At 69.2% G+C, this 20,009-nt stretch carries 14 protein-coding genes; 7 read left to right on the plus strand and 7 right to left on the minus strand.

Translation table 11 applies throughout. The features are described from left to right. From ACN469_RS21525 to fdhA, 5 genes are all read right to left on the minus strand, one after another. Positions 1-1,213, minus strand: a 1,213-nt coding sequence (locus tag ACN469_RS21525; RefSeq protein ID WP_498770614.1) for a DNRLRE domain-containing protein, incomplete at its 3' end; no start/stop codon positions are given. Positions 1,214-1,512: 299 nt separating this feature from the next. After that, positions 1,513-1,881 carry a hypothetical protein gene (locus tag ACN469_RS21530; protein WP_498770615.1) on the minus strand — a complete coding sequence of 123 codons (369 nt, stop codon included), beginning with the start codon at positions 1,879-1,881 and terminating at the stop codon, positions 1,513-1,515. A gap of 221 nt (positions 1,882-2,102) precedes the next feature. Next, positions 2,103-2,843, minus strand: coding sequence for an AHH domain-containing protein (locus tag ACN469_RS21535; RefSeq protein ID WP_498770616.1), 741 nt, complete (start codon positions 2,841-2,843; stop codon positions 2,103-2,105). Positions 2,844-2,995: 152 nt separating this feature from the next. After that, positions 2,996-5,011 carry a hypothetical protein gene (locus ACN469_RS21540; protein ID WP_498770617.1) on the minus strand — a complete coding sequence of 672 codons (2,016 nt, stop codon included), beginning with the start codon at positions 5,009-5,011 and terminating at the stop codon, positions 2,996-2,998. Between the two features lie 122 nt (positions 5,012-5,133). Next, the gene (fdhA, locus tag ACN469_RS21545; RefSeq protein WP_498770618.1) at positions 5,134-6,336 is read right to left on the minus strand and encodes a formaldehyde dehydrogenase, glutathione-independent; all 1,203 of its coding nucleotides are present in this window, start codon (positions 6,334-6,336) and stop codon (positions 5,134-5,136) included. Positions 6,337-6,596: 260 nt separating this feature from the next. On the opposite strand from fdhA, the gene ACN469_RS21550 reads away from it, so the two are divergent. Next, complete coding sequence (locus ACN469_RS21550; RefSeq protein ID WP_498770619.1) at positions 6,597-8,477, plus strand: RICIN domain-containing protein; 1,881 nt, start codon at positions 6,597-6,599, stop codon at positions 8,475-8,477. Between the two features lie 18 nt (positions 8,478-8,495). Here the strand turns inward: ACN469_RS21550 and ACN469_RS21555 are convergent, their stop codons facing one another. Both ACN469_RS21555 and ACN469_RS21560 read right to left on the minus strand, forming a co-directional pair. Next, entirely contained in the window at positions 8,496-9,956 is a 1,461-nt protein-coding gene (locus ACN469_RS21555) for a pseudouridine synthase (RefSeq protein ID WP_498770620.1), read from the minus strand. 55 nt (positions 9,957-10,011) lie between these two features. Beyond that, entirely contained in the window at positions 10,012-11,955 is a 1,944-nt protein-coding gene (locus ACN469_RS21560) for a hypothetical protein (protein ID WP_498770621.1), read from the minus strand. A 227-nt stretch (positions 11,956-12,182) separates the two neighbouring features. Between ACN469_RS21560 and ACN469_RS21565 the strand changes: the two genes are divergently transcribed. The 6 genes from ACN469_RS21565 to cheB are packed head-to-tail and all read left to right on the plus strand — an operon-like array spanning position 12,183 to position 19,998. Beyond that, positions 12,183-12,656 (plus strand): chemotaxis protein CheW, encoded by a 474-nt coding sequence (locus ACN469_RS21565; RefSeq protein WP_498770622.1) that lies wholly within the window; start codon positions 12,183-12,185, stop codon positions 12,654-12,656. Then, on the plus strand, positions 12,653-14,494 hold the full coding sequence (locus ACN469_RS21570; RefSeq protein ID WP_498770623.1) for a CheR family methyltransferase: 1,842 nt from the start codon (positions 12,653-12,655) through the stop codon (positions 14,492-14,494). The genes ACN469_RS21565 and ACN469_RS21570 overlap by 4 nt, the downstream gene beginning before the upstream one ends. Further along, positions 14,494-15,096, plus strand: coding sequence for a chemotaxis protein CheW (locus tag ACN469_RS21575; protein WP_498770624.1), 603 nt, complete (start codon positions 14,494-14,496; stop codon positions 15,094-15,096). Before ACN469_RS21570 ends, ACN469_RS21575 begins: the two co-directional genes overlap by 1 nt. Further along, positions 15,093-16,736, plus strand: coding sequence for a methyl-accepting chemotaxis protein (locus ACN469_RS21580; RefSeq protein WP_498770625.1), 1,644 nt, complete (start codon positions 15,093-15,095; stop codon positions 16,734-16,736). The genes ACN469_RS21575 and ACN469_RS21580 overlap by 4 nt, the downstream gene beginning before the upstream one ends. Continuing rightward, positions 16,736-18,940 (plus strand): hybrid sensor histidine kinase/response regulator, encoded by a 2,205-nt coding sequence (locus ACN469_RS21585; RefSeq protein WP_498770626.1) that lies wholly within the window; start codon positions 16,736-16,738, stop codon positions 18,938-18,940. The genes ACN469_RS21580 and ACN469_RS21585 overlap by 1 nt, the downstream gene beginning before the upstream one ends. Further along, positions 18,937-19,998, plus strand: coding sequence for a chemotaxis-specific protein-glutamate methyltransferase CheB (gene cheB, locus ACN469_RS21590; RefSeq protein WP_498770627.1), 1,062 nt, complete (start codon positions 18,937-18,939; stop codon positions 19,996-19,998). The genes ACN469_RS21585 and cheB overlap by 4 nt, the downstream gene beginning before the upstream one ends. Positions 19,999-20,009: the final 11 nt, after the last annotated feature.

A 20,009-nucleotide genomic window follows, 5' to 3' on the forward strand; every position in this document is an offset into this window, starting at 1 on the left:
CCAGCGAGGCCACCGTGGGCTCCGACAACCGCGAGCGCTCGTTGAGCAACGTGAGGACCGCCGTGTCCGGCGCGTCCCAGTTGGCCGCGTTCAGCAAGTCCCTCAGCAGCGTCGAGGACGTCCCCGCCACCTGGAGGGTGACGGAGGGCACCGTGCCCGTGACGTCGATGGCGAAGAACTTGTAGCGCGAGGTCTCCAGCTCGCCGTCCTTGTTGCGCGCGTGAGAGGCCGTCACGTAGAGGCGATTGCCCACGCGGGCCACGTCCTCCAGGTCCGCCTCGTCCGACGACGAGAGACCGATGGCCGAGCTCACGTCCTGGCTCTTCACCGCGCTGGCGCTCTGGCTCCGAGCGTAGACGCGCACCGTCTGCGATTCGTCATTCACATTCAGGAAGTGCGTCCCGTCCATCCAGGCGCCACCCGAGCCGTCACAGGTGCCCTTGAACGTCCCTGATGCGGGCGCCTCGCCACCGGGTGTCCCCTGCGTGTCCCAGGTCACGGTGAGCTTGGGACGTGACGCCTTCGTTGAGTACTCGCTCGAGCGCAGCTCCAGGCGGTTGTCATTGTCCTTGTTCGCCAGGATGAGGCCCTGGTTGCTCGCGGGCGTGCTCACCCATCGCTGCACCGCCGCGACACCGCTGGCGTTCAGCGCCACGGTGTACGTGCCCGTCGCGGGGGCTCGGAGCGCTCCCAGCACGGTGGTGTCCCGGTCTCCAGACCCATCCGCTCCATTCGACGCCCAGTCCTGGGTGTTGTCCGCCTGCTCCCAGGTGACCTGGCTCTCCGTCCAGCCGCGCGTCAGGGCATACAGTTGATAGTCCTGGTCCGCCTTGTCGGAGACCGTGACGGTGAGCGAGGCGGAGCGGACGACGGCACCGGTGGGAATGGAGGACACGTCCCACGCGAGCAGGACGAAGTTCTCGTTGCCGCTACCGGACGGCGTGTCTCCGCTCGCGGAGAGCTTCGTGTCGCTCCCGTGGTTGGCGTTGGAGTCCTCTTCTTCAATCATCGCGTCCCGGGTGCCCGCGTAGCCCGTCGTCGGGGCCACGCCGTCCTGGAACGACGTGGTCTGGGTTCCGGCCAGGGGCTGGGAGAACGGGAGCGAGTCCTCGACTTCCGTGTCCCGCAGCGAAGGCTCCACCTCTCCACAGCCCCCCAGGAGCCAGGAGCACGCGACGAGCACACCGATGAACGGCCGCTTCCATCCACGCATGTCATTTTCCTCGCGCTTCGTGCGAAGCCACACCGTCCCCCAACTCACGCCCGGCCGTCGTGACGTTTCTGTCGAAACTCCGCGCTCCTGTTCGGCATTCAGCCGGCCGCCCCGCGCAGGACGTCGAGGTCAATCTTCCGGGATGGGGTACCTCCACGAAGGAAACTGAACAGGGTCCGGACACACGGCTCGGCGCCGCGCCATGGGAACCGTCGAACAGACGCTGGGTCGAGTGCTCCCTTGCTCTGAGAACAGAGAGGGGCCGGATACTCGACGCACCTGGGGGCGTGGCAGTCCGTCTATCGAAACGCCACGGAATCGTCCCAGGACTCGAGGGGGATGAATCGGAGCCCCTCTGCTGGTGGAGAGAGCCCGAGCACCCGCTCCACCAATGACGCATGGACCAGGTGAACGACGGCCTCCTTGAGCCTGAACGCCAGTCGCTCGCCCAGGGGAACCTCCCCGAGGACGGATTCGTCGAGTACAAGCCGGTCCAACCCTGTGAGGACGATGCCGCTTCCCGCCAGCCGGTACACGGAGCGCTCCCGGTCCATCACCGGCAACCGCCGCCACATGTGCACCAGCGTGTAGCGGCGGACGTCCCCCTCTCCGACCTGCACGTCCGCGGGAATGAGCTGCACGCCCGGCAGCGGTACCGAGCGCAGCACGTTTGCAACACGCTCAGAGACCACGGGCGCTGGCAATGTGTGGCAGTCCGCCATCACAGGCCGCGAGGGCACGGGCTCGCCGAGACGGAGTTGCACGACTTCGCGCAGGTCCACCTCCCGCCCCTGTCGGAACGCCAGCGAAGACTGGGCCCATGCGAGGAGCGGGTGCCGCTCTGACGGTGCTCGCGTCCATACGAAATAGTCGCGCTGCATGGCGCCTCTCACTCTCCCACCTGGAGCGTCCGGCGCGGGAGAGAATTTCCTATCGTCCCGTGCCGCGCCCCATGGCGGCGGCCATAAGGGCATGGCCGCCGAGGCTTGCTCTGGATGCTGTGCGCGCCAGCACAGCCCACGCCGCCAGCCAGATAATCCCTCCCGTCAGATGTGATTGTCCACGTGCCGGCAGCCAGGCGCGAGAGGATGTCTCGGCTCAGGTCATTCAGGTCTGCGACAAATCGCGCCGGGTCCGAGCAGTAGGCTCCAGTCAGGGCGGCCTCGCCATACGCTTCCACCAGTTCGCGTACCGCGTCCGGGTAGGGCATCTCCATGTCACTGGCCCAGCCCCCAGCGTGGTTCCCTCGGTGAACGGGGACATGAAGTTCACATGCCACCACGAGGAGCATCGGGAGGATGACGCCGTTGCGCCGGTGGTTGATGTCGTAGCCCGTCATCCAGCAGATGGCCGTCCACTCGTCGTCCTCGGCCATCACCTCCGAGCAGATGAGGTGATGAGCCGCGATGGACCACCGCCCGGAGTACCAAGGATGGGCACTCGGCTCGGCGCCACGAAGGATGTTGTTGAGCAGCACCGCCGAGCTTCCCGAACTCCATCCCTGTGTCGCCGCGAACGCGTGCCCCGGCTTACCGCAGTACCTGCACGGCGGAAGCTTCGCGGGCCGAGGGCCATCATCTGGCCCGGCCTTCTCGTATCTGATGCGGTGCCCTCGAATGATGACCGACATGGGCGCAGCAGACCGACCCCCGCGCCAGTTCGACAACGAGACCCCAGGGCACATGTTGGTCACGCAACCCCTGACCACGGCTCCGCGTCATGCCACGGGAGCTGTCTGACGGTAGACACGTCGCGTGCTCCCCTGCTCCTCTCTCGATTCACCTAATCATCCACATGCACCGTGGCCGTGGTGCTCGCCACGATGCCGACTTCGTCCTGGAAGAGCTCCAGACCCACCGTGTGCGTACCCTGGGCATTCGCGGGAATGGCCTTGGTCATCGTGAAGGTGAAGTCACCTCCCGGCGGCAGGTTCACACCCCAGTCGGACCACGTGGTGTTCCAGCCCGTCGTGTCGTTGCTCCAGAAGTCGTACCAGACCCAATTGCACGATGCGGAGTCGTGGTTCACCACGTGCACCGTCCAGGTGACGTCCGTGCCCGGCGCCGCTGTCACCGTCGCGGGCGAGAGCGTGAGCGTGGGCGGAGAGGTGACACAGCGCTCGACGACCTCCTGCTCGGCCGCGCCCCTCACGGTGTGTCCATTGCGCGTGACGTCCACGCCCGCCGTGTACGTCCCGGGCGTCGTGGCATACGGCGAATACAGCTGGAGCGTCAGCGCCGTTGAACCCGACGCGGGGATGGTGCGCTGCGCGGGCAGCGGGTCCGCGCTCCAACCCGGTGGAACGACGGCGGCGAGCTGGAAGACGCTCGGACCACAGCCCGCCGAGTCTCGATTGATGATGACCACATCCATCTCGGGACGACTCCCAGGCCACACGGTGGGCTCGAACGGCGTCACCTCCACCTCGGGCGCGGCGCGGATGCAGGCGGACTGACGGTACTGGAGGCTCACCGTGAGCCCCGTGCTGGTGGCGGACACCACCGTCACCGACAGGTTGCTGTACGGGTCTTCCCACGTCGCGCCTGGGAGCAGGGCCGGGTCGCTCCAGGACGACGTCCCCGGCGTGAAGTCGAGCAGGTGCGTGCCATCCCGCGTGTCCGCGTCCTCGTAGTGGATGAGCGCGCCACCGAAGACCTGGGACGGCAGCGTCGACTCGTAGCTGCCCACCTGCTGACGGTACTCCAACCACAGCCAAGCGTTGTTCCCCTGCCCTCGACGCACCTTGAGCGCCTTCACGCCCCCTGTCGCCACCACGGGCGCGAGCGTGAAGGTGCCACCCACGCCATCCACCTGCGTCACCGCGGACGGAGCGAGCCAGCCGATGCGCGCCTTGTGCGGCACCGCGTAGTGCCCCAGGTTCCAGCGCCCCATCGAGGAGAAGAGGTCGCCGTACTCGTCCAGCGCGCCCCCCAGGTTCAACAGCGACAGCGGCTCCGCGCCGAAGTCTCGCGTCTGTGAGTGGTTCAGCGACAGGTTGTGTCCCGCCTCGTGCGTGATGAGCTGCACGGCGCTGTCGTGGGTGCTCATCGACTGCGCGACGAGCCACGCGGTGGACGCCGTCACGGTTCCGTCCGGCGTCGCGACCTGACCACACGACAGCGTGGCCAGCCCCCCGTAATAGCAACCCGCCTGCGGACGCGGGTGGACGATGAAGATGCGGTCATATTGAGTGAAGTCGACGTCCGCGTTGGCCGCTTGGAGCGCCGCCGCGCGCATCGCGTCCGACTCCTCACAAGCATAGGCGCGGTCCAACGTGTACCAGCCCACCACGTCACCCGTCGTCGTGGTGCGCCCCTCGGAGACCTCACTCCAGTAGCCCGCCAGCGAGCGCCGCGTGGTGGAGAAGAAGGCCTCCTCCACGGCTTGCGGCGAATGGGACGGCGTGGCCATGCCAGGGAATGCCGCCAGGATGACCAGGCTTCGCTGCACGCCCGTGACAGCACAGGCGCTCAGGGTGGCGCCGGCGGCTCGGGGCCTCGGGTCCACTGTCACGGCTTGAGCCGTGAGGTGGCGCGCCGTCTTCTGTCCTCGCAGCGTCACGCGGAGGCCGCTGCGCAGGCCCTTCGGCGCGTCCCCCTGGAACACCACCGGGTGGCGCTCGCCCCCAGTGACGAGGAGGTATTCCTCATACGAGGCGTCGAGCGACGGCGCGTCCACCACCCGCACCTCCAGCTCTCCCTCCCACGTCCGCTGCTCCACTTCGGATGAAACGGAGCCCTGCGTGCCACAGGCCGCGAACCACACGGCCACCACCATGCTCCACCACGTGCGGGACATCTCCCCTCCGGCGAACGGCGTTCCCGAACGGGAATCGCCCGAGGAGCACCGCGCGCCTTGTGCCCCCACCCGCAACTGCTGGCAACAGCGCAGGCGGAAGGCACGAGGAATTCACGCCGGACTCAAGCGGACTTCTTCTTCAACATCCCATGCGGGTCGATGACGAACTTGCGCGCCACGCCCGTGTCGAACTCGTGGTAGCCGCGCGGCGCATCGTCGAGCGAGATGACGGTGGCGTTGACGACCTTCGCGATGGGCAGCCGGCCGTGGAGGATGGCCTGCATGAGCTGGCGGTTGTAGCGCAGCACCGGCGTCTGCCCCGTGTAGAGGCGATGGGACTTGGCCCAGCCCAGGCCGAAGCGCATGCGCAGGTTGCCCTGCTTCGCGGCCTCGTCCTTGGCACCCGGGTCCTCGGTCACGTAGAGCCCGGGGATGCCGATGCCACCCGCCGCGCGGGTAATCGTCATCAACGAGTTGAGCACCGTGGCGGGCGCCTCCGTGGAGGACTGGGCGCCATGACCGCGCGCCTCGAAGCCCACGGCGTCCACGGAGGCATCCACCTCCGGCACCCCGATGACGGCTTCAATCAACTCCTCCAGCTTGTCGCTCTTGGTGAGGTCGATAGGCTCGAAGCCCGAGGCCTTCGCGTGCTTCAGGCGCTCCGGGTTCATGTCGCCCACCAGCACCACCGCCGCGCCCAGCACATGCGCGGAGGCCGCCGCCGCGAGCCCCACCGGACCCGCCCCCGCGACGTACACGGTGGAGCCCACGCCCACGCCCGCCATGACGGCGCCGTGGAAGCCCGTGGGGAGGATGTCCGACAGCATGGTCAGGTCGAGAATCTTCTCCAGCGCCTGCGCCTTGTCGGGGAAGCGGATGAGGTTGAAGTCCGCGTAGGGGACCATGACGTACTCCGCCTGGCCGCCCACCCAACCGCCCATGTCCACGTAGCCGTAGGCGCCACCCGCGCGACCCTTGTTCACGTTGAGGCAGACGCCCGTCTGCTGCTCGCGACACGTGCGGCAGCGACCACAGGCGACGTTGAAGGGCACGGTGACCAGGTCGCCGACGCTCAGGTACTCGACGTCCTTGCCCTTCTCGACAATCTCCCCGGTGATTTCGTGGCCGAGCACCAGCCCCTTCGGCGCCGTGGTGCGTCCGCGCACCATGTGCTGGTCCGAGCCACAGATGTTCGTGGAGACCACCTTGAGGATGACCCCGTGCTCGATGGACTTCCCCTCCGGGTTCACCATCTTGGGGTAGTCGATGGAGCGCACCTCCACCTTGCCGGGACCGAGATAGACGACGCCGCGATTGCTGGCCATGAGCGGACTCCTTCAATGCGGCCGGCCGCGCGCCGCGCCGCGTGCAAAGTCCGGTTAAGGCTGGGGACCCTCGGACTCACTGGCACGCAGCGGCATGGGGGCCTTGAAGGGTGTGTCCTCCCGGCTGCCCTCCCGCCCTTCAACGCACCCTGGATTCTTCTGCTCCACCACAACGGAGAATTTCAGACAAATCTTGAATTACATTGAAGGCGACGAGTCGCTTCAAGAGACTGCGGGCCCCCTCTGCCGGAACCCTCCGCATGCCCCTGCCATCCTTGTCTTCGCTCCCAGCCGCCGTGCTCGTCGCGTCGGTGCTCGCCGTGCCTCCCGCGCTCGCGGCGGGTGAGTCCGTTCAGGTCCATCTCACGACGACGTCCGGCAGCGCCCTGGCCAAGAAGCTGAGCCTGGAGGCGAGCAAGACGTTCGGCCCGGAGAGCAACACGGGCATGGTCATCGACGTGAATGACGGCGTGACGTACCAGACGCTCGACGGGTTTGGAGGAGCGCTCACGGACTCCTCCGCCTGGCTCATCCACGGCTCACCGCACCGCGCGGCCATCATGACCGACCTGTTCAGCGTGAGCGCGGGCGCGGGCTACAACCTCATCCGTCTGCCCATGGGCTCGTCGGACTTCGCGCGTAATCACTACACCTACGACGACACCTGCTGCGACTTGAATGACTTCTCGGTGGGGCACGACGCGGCCTACATCCTTCCGCTGCTCCAGCAGGCCCGCGCCATCAATCCCGAGGTGAAGGTGCTCGCCGTGCCGTGGAGCGCCCCGGCGTGGATGAAGTTCAACAACTCGCTGCTCGGCGGCGGCTACCTGCGCAATGACCTCTATGGCACCTATGCGCAGTACTTCGTGAAGTTCGCGCAGGCCTACGCCGCGCAAGGTGTGCCGCTGCATGCGTTCAGCCTCCAGAACGAGCCGCACAACGCGAACGGCAGCTACGCCACCATGCAGATGGAGTCGAATGACCAGGCAGTGTTCGCCTCGCAGCACCTGCGGCCCGCCCTCAACGCGGCGGGCTTCAATGGGGTGAAGCTGCTCGCGTGGGACCACAACTGGCACGACGGCGCGGGCCCCGCGGGCTTTCCGCATGAGGTCATGGCCTACAACAACGGGCAGGCTCAGTCGTCCGTGGCCGGGGTGGCCTACCACTGCTACGAGAGCCCCGAGGGCAGCTACACGGTGCAGTCCGCCTTCCGTGACGCCTACCCGTCCAAGGAGGTCCACTTCACCGAGTGCACCGGCGGCGCGTGGGCGACGAACGCCGCGGCCAACCTGGAGTGGGCGCTCCAGAACAACCTCTTCGGGCCGCTGCGCCACTGGGCGCGCAGCTCGGTGTACTGGAACCTGGCGTTGGACCCCAACCACGGCCCGCGCGTGGGCGGCTGCGCGGACTGCCGGGGCATGTTCACGGTGAACAACGCCAATGGCACGTACACGCGCAACGAGGAGTACTACGCGTGGGCGCATCTGGCGAAGGTGGTGCGCGCGGGAGCGGTGCGCATCGGCGCCACATCGCTGGGCAACAACAGCATCGAGACGCTGGCCTTCCGCAATCCGGATGGCTCGCACGCGCTCATCGCCCTGAACTCCAACGACGGGAGCACGCTCACCTTCAAGGTCCGCTGGGCGGGACAGTCCTTCGACTACACGCTGCCTCCGCGCTCGGTGGCGTCGTTCTCGTGGGGTGGCGGCTCGAGCGGCCCGTGGTACCGGCTGGTCAACAAGGCCACCGGCAAGTGTCTGGACATCGTCGGCCCGTCGGCGACGGACGGCACCGGGCTGCATCAGTGGGCGTGCCACGGTGGCACGAGCCAGCAGTGGGCCCTCCAGGCCACCGACGGTGGCTACTCACGGTTGGTGTCGCGCTACAGCGGCAAGGCCGTGGACATCGCGGAGGCGAGCACCACGGACGGCGCACGCGTCCAGCAGTGGAGCGTGGCACCGGGATGGAATCAGCAGTTCAGGGCCGTGGCCACCAGTGGCGGGTTCCACCGCTTCGAGGCGCGCCACAGCGGCAAGGTGCTCGACGTGAGCAACTGCTGGACGACCGGCGACGGAGCGCTGCTCCAGCAGTGGGTCTGGGCGTCCAACGACTGCCAGCAGTTCCGGATGGAGGCACAGTAGGACGCTCGTCGCTGTTCTTCAGAACGACGCGGGCGAGGCGAAGTCCAGCCGTTCTCCAGACGAGGGGTGGATGAAGCCCAAGCCCTCCGCGTGAAGCATCAACCGCGCGTCTTCGATTCCGAAGCGCGCGTCACCGACGAGGGGCAGGCCCAGACCCAACGGATGCGCTGCGTGGATGCGAAGCTGCATCGCGTGGCGCGTCCGGGGCCACAGCAGCACTCGGGTGCGCGTGTCGCTCCGCTCCACGACACGCCACTCCGTCAGGGCCTGCTTGTGGTGATTCGGGCCCGCGAGCGCTTCGAGCGCCCCTGACGTGGTACCTCGCAGGGGCACGTCGATGCGGCCTTGCTCGGCGGAGAGGAGTCCTTCGACCCTGGCGAGGTGCCGGTGCTCGGCTTCGCCTCGCGCGAGCTGGCGCTGGAGCGCGGACTGCGTGGCGGTGTCCCTGGCAATCACCTGGAGCCCCGACACCTCCGTCTCGAGTTCGTGGACGAAGCGCGCGGCGGTCAGGTCCGGGAAGCGCGACTGGAGCCTGACGAGCACCGAGTCCCTTGTGGGGGAGTGACGTCCTGGCACCGACGACAGGCCGTGAGGCTTGTCGATGACGAGCAACGCCGCGTCCTCGTGCAGCACTCGGACCGTGTCCTCGTCGCGGGAGGTCGCTGGCACCGCTGGCCGGGGGTCCACCTCCAATCCCTCCAGCATGAACGGCAGCACCGTTCCGCACTTGTTGTCACAGGCCGGGTAGTACTCGCCTGACTGTCGTCCTCCTCCGAGCGGCTCCGCGCCCCACCAGAACTCGGCGAGCGCCAGGGGCCTCCACCCGTGAAGGTAGGCACAGGCGAGCAGCTTGGGCGCGGCGCAGTCTCCCGCGCCTCCTGGCGGCGGACGCGGCGCGAACAGCTCGGACATGGACCGGTGCCCGCCTCGCGCGTTGGGGACCTCGAAGCCCACGGACAGCTGTCGCCACAGGGAACGGGAACGCTCGGCCCGCTCGTGCGCGACCTCACGCCGGTGCGCTTCGAGCGCTCTCAGCTCCGCCTCTCGACCCTTGGGTTGTTGGGCGAGGCGTGCGGACTGTTCCTTCAGCGCCTCGTGCCTCCGTCCCAGCTCCGCCAGCTCGGCCTCGCCCGCTGGCCAGAACGCGGCGCGTGCCACGGGGTCGAACAAGGGCGGGACGAAGCCATCCACTTCCCAGCGGCCCCCCAGCATCCCGGAGAACGCGCACAGGTAGCCTGTCCGCCCCTCCGGTGTGGCGACGACCAATACCCCGAACATCTTTCCGCCACCGGGTCGCCACAGCTCCTCCCACCGCGCATGCTCGCGTCGCAGTCGCTGTTGCAGCGCCTCCGCGGCAAGCCGGGCCAGTCGCACCGGGGGGCCTGAAGCGAACGGGCTCGGGAGGCGCGCCGGCACGTCGCCGGGCAGCGGCGGTGCGTCGAAGGACAGCGGAGTCTGGGAGTAACGCGCCTCGCTCACGGTGCGTGAGCACCCCTTGCCAGCCACCCGTGCGGTACTTCGGGGCAGGACACTTCTATTTTCCCTTTTTCGTGGGCTTCTTGGCGCTCACGAAGAGGCGATCCAGAACGAGCACCGGAAGGATGCGAGCGTTCCCCTTGGGGTCGGAGTACTCGACCTCATAGGCATCCAGGCCAGATGCCAGCAGCGGCTTCGCTCTCTTCCGAAGAGTGCCAGAGCGAGGTGCATCACCAGCCTCTGGCAACTCCCCCGTGCTGGACACGCTCCAGCAAATAAAGGCATCAATCGCGTCAAAGAAGTGATTGATGGCGCGGCTCCCTTGAAGCGTGAACTTCAGCTCCACGCGGGCACACGCTCTCGGCGGGTCGAACAGCTTGTGTTCGACTACCTGCGCTATCGCGTCAACGCCCAGGCGGGTGTCGTATTCGATCACGCGAAGCGGGACACGATACCGTCCTGACAACACCATGTAGAGCAGGAAGACCTCCTGCTCATTCGTGGGCTTTGGCAGGCGCAATGAGGCTTCATCATCAAGCAAATCCAGCGCCGTGACCTGCGTAGGCTGAACGTCGCCCCCGTTCTTCTTGAACCACTGGGTGACGGTTTCCTCCCGCACATTCATGGCGTCGATTTCCTTCGAGCGCCGCCCATGTACAACGGCGGCCTGAAGGTTTTGGATCCACTCTCGGAACGCATCCTCCTTGAGCGCTTCCGCGATTCTGTCGGAAACCAACGACACAATCCGCTCCTCATGCTCGCGGACGTTCGCCATTCCATTGCGATTCGCGGTGAGAACCAGCGCCTGATGATTCACAAATACCTGCCAGAAGCGCGTGCGGCTCAAATCAAAACGCAGCCTCTTCTTAACCTTCTCAGTGGCGCTGGTCAGCGCTTCCTGAAGCAGGTCGTTGCGCTGGACCGCCGGCACGAAATCCTTGCACAGCCACAGTCCAAAGCGCTCATCGAAGTCGTACTCGCCACCCACCGGCTGACGCGACCCCTCCAGATAGGAGTTCAACTGCCGCCGCTGCCCTTCAACCCGAATCACCATGGCGTAGGGTGACTCGTCCATGAAATCGTCGACCGTTGTCAGGCACAGGGCGGTCAAGTCATCACGGACTCGCACCGCGCCACGTTCAGCCTCGTGATGATCCGCGAACCGATGACCGAAGGCAGCCAGCCCGGGATTCACCTTGGACCAGCGGTCCTTGTCATCCTTCCAGGCCAACAGGAAGTCGGAGGCCGGTTTGATGGGCCCGAAACCCAGGGGACGGTATGCATCCTCACCGTTGATGCGAAGATGGACCGTCATCGGCACGAGGGGTGACTCGTGGGTGCGCAGGCGCGCAAGGTCCTTCTTCTGATGGACGGCATCGTGAAACTCCGCGCGCGAGCGGAACACTCCGCTGCGGATGTCACCGTTGACCGTGAACCAGTCACAGTAGGTCTCGATGGCGCGACGAGACATGAACCGCTCGGCCGCGTCACGAAAGTGGCAGCCCTCCACGAAGATCGCCACCCCCTTCCCCGCAAGCAGTCCCAGGCTCGAAAGCTCCTTGTAGAGCGGATGCTCGGAGGGCAGGGAGACCTGCTCTACGTCTTTCGAGTCTGATTCCAGGGGGTTGTCGAGCGTCGTCAGGGTCCATTCAGTGGCCCCCTCGACTCGAGACGCGACACTCAAGCGTCTAGCGGCGAAGTAGAGCTTGGTGCCATGCCCCTTGTAGCCAATCGCACTTCCTCCCGGAGGCTTCACGGAGGCCGAGATTCCCCAGAATGCCTCGAGCTGGGCCTCGGTCATTCCGTCCCCGTCGTTGATGAGCATGACGTCGATGGGGAGAAGGGGTGGAGCTCCTCGGGCCGTGCGAATCCAGACTGACGACGCGCCGTGGTCACGGGCATTGGCCAGCGCTTCGCGAATGAGCTCGAGCGCGTCCACTTTGTTGTTCGCGAGTTCGCGGACAAGGTTTCGCTGGTCGATTTTACGGTGGATGCGAGTCATCAGTGCGCCGCAGCATACCCCCGGATGTGTGCTTGACTGAAGACCTTCGGCGTGAGCGCCATCGCGACCCTGGCTCCAACGGCTCGGCCCACGGCGGCGTTCCGCAAGCCGAAAAACGTGCGTTGAGACAGGGGGGACGGCTCGCCAGTGGGGACTGGTGGACAGACGCCATGCGGGGCCCACGCCGTGTTCGACAGCCCGCAGGCCAGCGTCTATGTCCCTCCTACATGGCGCCCGCTCCGCGAGAAGTCCTGCTGTTCACCCTGGAAGGTCAGCGCTACGGCCTCCCCATGGAGGACGTGCGAGAGCTGATTCGCGCCGTGCGCCTGACACCCCTGCCAAGCGCCCCCGATGTCGTGGAGGGCCTGCTCAACCTGCACGGCCAGCTGCTCCCCGTGCTGGACCTGCGCCGCCGCTTCCGGCACCCGGTCCGCCCGCTGTCCGCGTTCGACCACCTCATCATCGCCCAGGCGGGCTCGCGTCAGGTCGCCTTGCGCGTGGACCGCGCCGAGGGCCTGCGAGTGCTCGCTCCGGGCGAATGGGACGAGACACCGCGCGCGCTGCCCGGCGTGGGCTATGTGGCCGGCGCCGCGAAGCTGGAGGATGGACTGGTGCTGGTCCATGACCTGCGCTCCTTCCTCTCCGAAGCGGAGGCGCTGCAGTTGGATGCGGCGCTCGCCACGCCTCCGGAGCGTGCGTGAGACAAGGGCCGTGGAGCCATGAGGGCTTCCCCGCCGTGCTCGCCCTCGTCGAGGAGCGCGCCGGCCTGGCACCGCCGAGCTGCCCCGCCTCCGCCGAGGAAGGCATCTCCCGCGCCATGGCCCGCGCCGGCCTCGGTGACTTCGACGAGTACCGCGCGCGCATCACCTCCGACTCCGCCGCGATGGATGACCTCCTCACCGAGCTCACCATCGGCGAGACGTACTTCTTCCGCACCCACGACCACTTCGAGTTCCTCCGCCGCGTCGTGCTGCCCGAGCTTCGGGAACGGCATGGCCCTGACTACACCGTGAAGATGTGGAGCGCCGCCTGCTCCTCCGGCGAAGAACCCTATTCGATGGCGGCCCTGCTGATGACCGAGGGCTGGGGCGAACACATGGCGGTGTATGGGACCGATGTGTCTCGCACCGCGCTCGCTCGGGCACGCCGCGCGCACTATGGCGAGTGGTCCCTCCGGGGCCCGTGGGCCGAACGGATGCGGGTCCACCTGCGCCCCGAGGGTCGCCAGTACGTCCTGGCTCCCGAGGTGAAGCAGCGCGTGCGGTTCAGCTACCTGAACCTCGCGCTCGATACCTGGCCGTCACCTGAGTCGGGCATCTGGAAGCTGGACGTCATCTTCTGTCGCAACGTCCTCATCTACTTCAACGGCTCCACCATCGAGGCCGTGGCTCGCCGCCTCCATGCCTCACTGGGTGAAGGAGGCGTGCTCTTCACCGGGCCCTCGGACCCGCCGCTCGGGGGGCTCGCTCCGCTGGAGCCCGTCCTCACCGACTGGGGTGTGCTCTATCGACGCCTCCCGCCCGGCGCCTTCGTGGCCGTTCCCGATGCGTCACCTTTCGGTGACCGTGGACGGATGACGTCGCCTGTCGGCGGTGCGGCCTCCGAGGAGGCGGGCAGGTTCGCCGCGGGCACCTCACACGGAGCCACCGCGCGCACCTCGACGGAGAGCGGCGCCGCTGGCCTCTCGCGCTTCACCGGAACATCGGGGGGAGACCCCACCCGCGCGCCGCGCTTCGCTCCTGGTACGGGCGCCGCTGGCTCCGTGCCCGGCACGAGCGCGCCGGGCTTCGCTCCAGGCTCGGGCGCCACTGGCTCCGTGCCCGGCTCGAGCGCGCCGGGCTTCACTCCCGGCTCGGGCTCAACGGGCGCGGCACTCGAACGTGGCACGAGCGCGCCGGGCTTCGCTCCAGGCTCGGGCTCAACGGGCGCGGCGCTCGAACGTGGCACGAGCACGCCGGGCTTCGCTCCCGGCTCTGGCTCGACGAGCGCGGCTTCAGGCGGCGCTCGCGGCACTCCACCTCGCGGCCCCAGTCCCTCCGAGCTGGCCACGGCCCGCCGCGCCTTGGACAGGGGTGACTGGCGCGAGGCCGCGCTTCGCATGGGCGCGCTGGATGCCGACCCCGACACGGCCACATCCGCCGTGCGCGCCATCGCGAACCTCGACACGCAAGCCGCCATCTTCGCCAGCGCCGAGGCCGCCTCCCGCCATCCGCTCGTCCCCGGCCTGCGCTACCTGGAAGCCCTGCTCCTCTTGGGCCAGGGACGCCTGCCCGACGCCGAGCGCGCCGTCCGTCAGGCCCTGTACCTGGAGCCCACCCTCGCCGTGGCGTGGCTCGTCCTGGGACGCGTGCTGCATCGACTCGGCGACACCGCGGGCGCGCTCAAGGCCCTGCGCGAAGCAGAAGTCCTCTGTCATGCCCTTCCTCCCGACGCCCCCGTCCCGCTCGCGGAGGGAGAACTCGCCCGGGACCTTGCTCGCGCCGCTCGCGACGAGCGCCTCCGCATGGAGCTCCCCCTGACTGAAGGCAAGACCCCCTGATGGCCGGCCCCCACGGAATGAACTGGGAAGCGATTCGCGCGCGGCTCGAGGAGCTCGCCGCCTCCCGCGAGTCGGAAGGCGCCCTCACCCCCGAGGAGGAGGCCGCGCTGCTCGACGAGCGCGCCCGCGCGCTGAGCCGCCCTCCCACCCCCGAGGTCGCCCCGGGCACCCTGCGCGAGGTGGTGCGCTTTCGCGCCGCCGGCCAGACCTACGCCCTGGAGTCCCGCTTCGTGCTGGAGGTCGTCCGCACCGTGGACGTGGTGCCGCTGCCCGGCGCGCCGCCGACGTTGCGCGGGCTCACCCTGCTCCACGGCGAGGTCCTCCCCGTGGTGGAGCTGTCACCGCTGTTCGGCCGCCCCCCGATGGACAGCTCGGGGCCCCTGCTGGTGCTGGGAACGAACCGGCCCGAGCTGGGCGTGCGCACCGAGGAAGTCCACGAGGTCACCCTGGTGTCGAGTCAGGACCTGCTGCCCGCCCCACCGGGCCCCGCCGACGAGCTGGTGTTCGCGGCGGACAGGCTGGGAACACTCATGCTGGAGGGCGAGGCACTGCTGGGTGACAGTCGCCTCGTGTTCGATTTGTCCGACGAAGGAGTCGTATGAACATCGGGAACCGCATCACGGTCGGCTTCGGACTGTCATTGTTGGTGTTGCTCGTCCTGGCGGCCGTCGCCTTCCAGGGCGCACGTCAACTGAACGAGACCACCGAGGGGCTGCTCAAGGCCCACGAGAACTTCCGCCTGGTCCGCGAGGTGCGCGCCCTGCTCGTCGACGCGGAGACGGGCCAGCGCGGCTTCCTGCTCACGGGCGAGGAGCCGTACCTGGAGCCCTACGAGGCGTCCCTCTCCTCGCTCCAGCAGGACATCACCATGCTGCGCGACGCGATGGGCCCCTTTCCCGAGCAGCGCAACCGCATGGTGCGCCTGGAGCCGCTCGTGACAGGCCGGCTGGCCCTCCTCGAGGAGGGCATCCGCCAGCGCCGCGAGAAGGGCCTGGAGGGCTCGCTGACCATCGTCCGGAACAACCGGGGCAAGCTGCTCATGGACCAGATTCGCGGCGTCATCAACGAGATGCTCGCGGAGGAGCAGGAGCGTTGGACTGAGCACTCGGAGGCCGCCCGGGACGCCGCGCGGCAAATCATGTGGGTGCTGGGCATCTGCACCCTCCTGGGCCTGCTCCTCGTCTCGGCCGGCAGCTACGTCGTCACCCGCAGCATCACCGTCCCGCTGCGCAGGCTCATGGAGGGCACGGAGCAGCTCGGCGCGGGCAACCTCACCCAGCGCATCGACATCCGGGGCAGCGACGAGACGGCGGAGCTGGCGCGCGCCTTCAACACCATGGCCGAGCGCCGCCAGCAGTCCGAGGCGCAGATCGCCAGACAGTCCGAGCAGCGTGAGCACACGCTGCGCACCGTGGCGGAGTTCGTCAATCAGCTCGCGGGCGCCAGCTCCGAAATCCTGGCCAGCACCACGGAGCAGGTGGCCGGCGCGCAGGAGCAGGGCAGCGCGGTGACGGAGACGGTGAGCACCATCGAGGAAATCACCAAGACGTCCGAGGAGGCCGCCGGCCGCGCGCGCAACGTCAGCGAGTCCGCCCGTCACGCCGAGGAGGTGGGCCGCAGCGGGCGGCGCTCCGTGGAGGAGGCCGTCTCCTCCATGGGCACCGTGCGCGAGCAGGTGGAGTCCATCGCCTCGCGCATCCTCGCCCTCGCCGAGCAGGCGCAGGCCATTGGCGACATCATCACCACCGTCAATGACATCTCAGAGCAGACGCACATGCTCGCGCTCAATGCCTCCATCGAGGCCAGCCGCGCCGGGGAGAACGGCCGGGGCTTCGCCGTGGTCGCCGCCGAGGTGAAGGCGCTGGCGGACCAGTCCAAGAAGGCCACCGGGCAGGTGCGCCAGATTCTGGGCCAGATTCAGAAGGCCACCCACGGCGCGGTGATGACCACCGAGGAGGGCACCAAGAGCGTGGCGACGACCACGCGCATCGTCGCCGAGGCGGGCTCCACCATCCAGACGCTGTCGGACCTGCTCGCCCAGGCGTCGCTCACCGCCGCGCAAATCGCCGCCTCCGCCAACCAGCAGGCCACCGGCATCGCCCAGATTCGCCAGGCGATGCATGACGTCAACCAGGCCACGCAGCAGGGCCTGATGTCCTCGCGCCAGACGGAGCGGGCCATGCAGGACATCAACGGCATGGGCCAGAAGCTCAAGAACCTGCTCGAAGAGTACGGGCGCTGATGGACCGCGACAGGCTCGCCCAGGCACTGCTGGCCACGTTCCTCGAGGAGCTCGAGGGGCACGTGGCCTCGCTCAACCGGGACCTGCTCGCGCTGGAGCGGGAGCAGGGCACGTCGCGCGCCGCCGAGCGCGTGGCCTCGCTGCTGCGCACCCTGCACAGCGTGAAGGGCGCCGCGCGCGCGGCCAGCGCCATGCTGGTGGAGACGGCCTGCCACCGGCTGGAGGAGGTGCTGGAGCCGCTGCGCGACGGGCGCACGGCGGCACCCGAGCTGTACGAGCTGTGCTTCTCCGCCGTGGATGCGCTGGACGACGCGGGGCGCCGGCTCGCCACGAAGCAGGAGCTGGCCGGCTCGCCGCTGGAGAAGCTGTTGCCGGACCTGGAGCGCGCGGCGGGCCCGGCCGAGGCGGCGCCTCGTCCCGCCGCGGCCTCCGACGCGGCTCGCGCGGCGAGGACTCACACCTCGGAGCCCCCTCGCACGGCGAGGACGTCCGCCCCGGAGCCGGCTCGCGCGAGCGAGCCCCCCGCGCCGGAGCACGTGCCCACCGGCCTCGCGCCGGAGGCAACGTTGCCGGTGCGGGTGTCCGCGCAGAAGCTGGACGCGCTGCTGTCGCGCAGCGGCGAGCTTCGGGTGGCCTCGCTGCGGCTGGAGGGACGCACGGAGACACTGGAGGGCGTGCGCGAGGAGCTGGCGCGCATGCGCGAGGCGGTGCAGGGCACGGAGGCCGAGGGCGCGCTGCGCAGGGCCGAGAAGGAGCTGGCGCGCGTGGCCCGCGAGCTGGCCGCGGACCAGCGGACCTTGAGCGGCGTGGCCACCGGCATGGACGACGAGGTCCGCCGCGCGCGCACCCTGCCCTTCATGGAGGGCTGCGAGGGCCTGGAGCGCGCCGCGCGCGACGTGGCCCGCTCCGAGGGGAAGAAGGCGCGGCTGGAGGTGAATGGCGGCGCGCTCGAGCTGGACCGCTCGCTGCTCCAGTCCCTGCGCGAGCCCATGCTCCACCTGGTGCGCAACGCGGTGGCCCATGGACTGGAGACCCCCGAGGAGCGGGTCCGCGCGGGCAAGCCGGAGGAGGGCCGCGTCACGCTGTCGGCCCGCCTGCGCGGCAGCCGCGTGGAGGTGACGATGGAGGACGACGGGCGCGGGTTGGACCTGGAAGCGCTGCGCGCGCGCGCCGTGGCCCGGGGACTCGACGCGCCCGAGGACGACGAGGACGCCGCGCGCCTCGCCTTCCACTCCGGCCTGTCCACCTCCACTCGCGTGACGGAGGTGGCCGGCCGAGGCGTGGGCCTGGACGTGGTGCGCACGGAGGTGGAGGCGATGCGCGGCACGGTGGAGGTGGCCACCTGGCCCGGGCAGGGCGCGCGCTTCACGCTGGACGTGCCCCTCACGCTGAGCACCCTGCGCGTGCTGCTGGTGTCCGCGGGAGGACAGACGCTCGCGCTGGCCATCGAAGGCGTGGCGCGGCTGGTGCGGCTGGCGCCCGAGGAGGTGCGCGACGTGGAGGGCCGCCCGACGTGGGTGGCCCCGGACGCGCTGGTGCCCCTGGCCTCGCTGGCGGACGTGCTGGGACTGCCCCCGGGTCCCCCGCGTCAGCGCCGGGGCGCGGTGGTGCTCGCGGCCGGCACCGCGCGGGCCGCGCTGGTGGTGGACGAGGTGCTGGAAGAGCAGGAGGCGCTCGTCCGGTCGCTCGGTCCTCGCGTCCGGCGCGCTCGCCATGTGTCGGCGGCGGCGGTGCTGCCAGACGGGCGGCTGTCGCTCCTGCTCAACCCCGTGTCGCTGGTGCGGGCGGCGGGAGGGCGGCCTTCCACGGCGCTGTTCCCCGTCCCGGCCACCCAGCGGGCGCGCCGGCGCGTGGTGCTGGCGGACGACTCGCCGACCACCCGCGCGCTGGAGCAGAGCATCCTGGAGGGCGCTGGCTACGACGTGGTGCCCTGCGCCGACGGCGCCGAGGCCTGGGAGCGACTGCAGGCGGGCGGCGCCGACGCGCTGGTGCTGGACGTGGAGATGCCGCGCATGGACGGCATCGCCCTCACCGAGGCCGTGCGAGCCTCCCCGCGCTTCGCGCGGCTGCCGGTGGTGCTCGTCACCGCCCGGGGCCGACCGGAAGACAAGGCGCGTGGGCTGCAAGCTGGCGCCAGTGCCTATCTTGTGAAAAGCGCCTTCGACCCCACGAGCCTGCTGGAGACCTTGAGACGACTGCTATGAGGACCGAACCGTTGCGCATCGTGGTGGCCGAGGACTCGCCCACCGCCCGCCGGCTGCTGGTGGAAATCCTCCGCGCCGACCCGGCGCTGAGCGTGGTGGGAGAAGCCAAGGACGGGGTGGAGGCGGTGGAGCTCACCCAGCGCCTGCGGCCCCACCTGGTGACGATGGACATCCAGATGCCGCGCATGGATGGCCTGGAGGCCACCCGTCGCATCATGACGGAGGTGCCCACGCCCGTCGTCGTCGTCTCCACGCTGGTGGAGCGCGACATCCAGACGTCCATGGCCGCGCTGCGGGCCGGCGCGCTCGCGGTGCTCCAGAAGCCCCTGGGCCCGGAGACTCCGGACTTCGACGCGGACAGCCGCCGCCTGCGCGACACCCTCAAGGCCATGGCCGAGGTGAAGGTCGTCCGCCGCTGGCCGGACCGGAGCACCCCGCAGGCCATGCCCGCGCCCATGCCCGCCCCCCGCGCGCAGACGTCGCGGACAGCGGTGGTGGCCCTGGCCGCGTCCACGGGGGGGCCCGCCGCGCTGTTCCGGCTCCTGTCGGAGCTGCCCGCGAACTTCCCCGCGCCGCTGCTGGTGGTGCAGCACATCGCGCTCGGCTTCGGGCAGGGCCTGGCGTCCTGGCTGGCCACGGCCGGCCCGCTGCCCGTGCGGGTGGCGGAGGAGGGAGAGCTGCTCCTGCCAGGGCACGTCTATCTCGCGCCGGACGACCGGCACCTGGGCGTCCAGGACGGCCGGGCGCAGGTCTCCAAGGCGGCGCCCGTCAACGGCTTCCGGCCGTCCGCGACCTGGCTGTTTCGCTCGGTGGCGCGCGCGCACGGCTCCGAGGCCCTGGCCGTCATCCTCACCGGCATGGGGCAGGATGGCCTGGAGGGGGCGCGGGAGCTGCGAGAGGCGGGGGGCCGGGTGCTGGCCCAGGACGAGGAGTCCTCCGTCGTCTTCGGGATGCCCGGCGTCGTGGTGAACGCCGGCCTGGCGGACGAGGTCGTCTCCCTGGCCGCCCTTCCTTCCCGCGTGTTGCTCGCCGTCCGAGCGGACACGCAGCCAGGGTGAGCCCCATTATC

Origin of the sequence: Corallococcus terminator (assembly GCF_049194865.1) — a bacterium.
Classification (GTDB): Bacteria; Myxococcota; Myxococcia; order Myxococcales; family Myxococcaceae; genus Myxococcus; species Myxococcus terminator_A.

Bases quoted from the DNA above. Each gene is read 5' to 3' on its own strand.
- ACN469_RS21535 (WP_498770616.1), bottom strand. From the start codon at position 2,843: ATGTCGGTCATCATTCGAGGGCACCGCATCAGATACGAGAAGGCCGGG.
- ACN469_RS21540 (WP_498770617.1), bottom strand. From the start codon at position 5,011: ATGTCCCGCACGTGGTGGAGCATGGTGGTGGCCGTGTGGTTCGCGGCC.
- fdhA (WP_498770618.1), bottom strand. From the start codon at position 6,336: ATGGCCAGCAATCGCGGCGTCGTCTATCTCGGTCCCGGCAAGGTGGAG.
- ACN469_RS21550 (WP_498770619.1), top strand. From the start codon at position 6,597: ATGCCCCTGCCATCCTTGTCTTCGCTCCCAGCCGCCGTGCTCGTCGCG.
- ACN469_RS21560 (WP_498770621.1), bottom strand. From the start codon at position 11,955: ATGACTCGCATCCACCGTAAAATCGACCAGCGAAACCTTGTCCGCGAA.
- ACN469_RS21565 (WP_498770622.1), top strand. From the start codon at position 12,183: ATGGCGCCCGCTCCGCGAGAAGTCCTGCTGTTCACCCTGGAAGGTCAG.
- ACN469_RS21575 (WP_498770624.1), top strand. From the start codon at position 14,494: ATGGCCGGCCCCCACGGAATGAACTGGGAAGCGATTCGCGCGCGGCTC.
- ACN469_RS21580 (WP_498770625.1), top strand. From the start codon at position 15,093: ATGAACATCGGGAACCGCATCACGGTCGGCTTCGGACTGTCATTGTTG.
- ACN469_RS21585 (WP_498770626.1), top strand. From the start codon at position 16,736: ATGGACCGCGACAGGCTCGCCCAGGCACTGCTGGCCACGTTCCTCGAG.
- cheB (WP_498770627.1), top strand. From the start codon at position 18,937: ATGAGGACCGAACCGTTGCGCATCGTGGTGGCCGAGGACTCGCCCACC.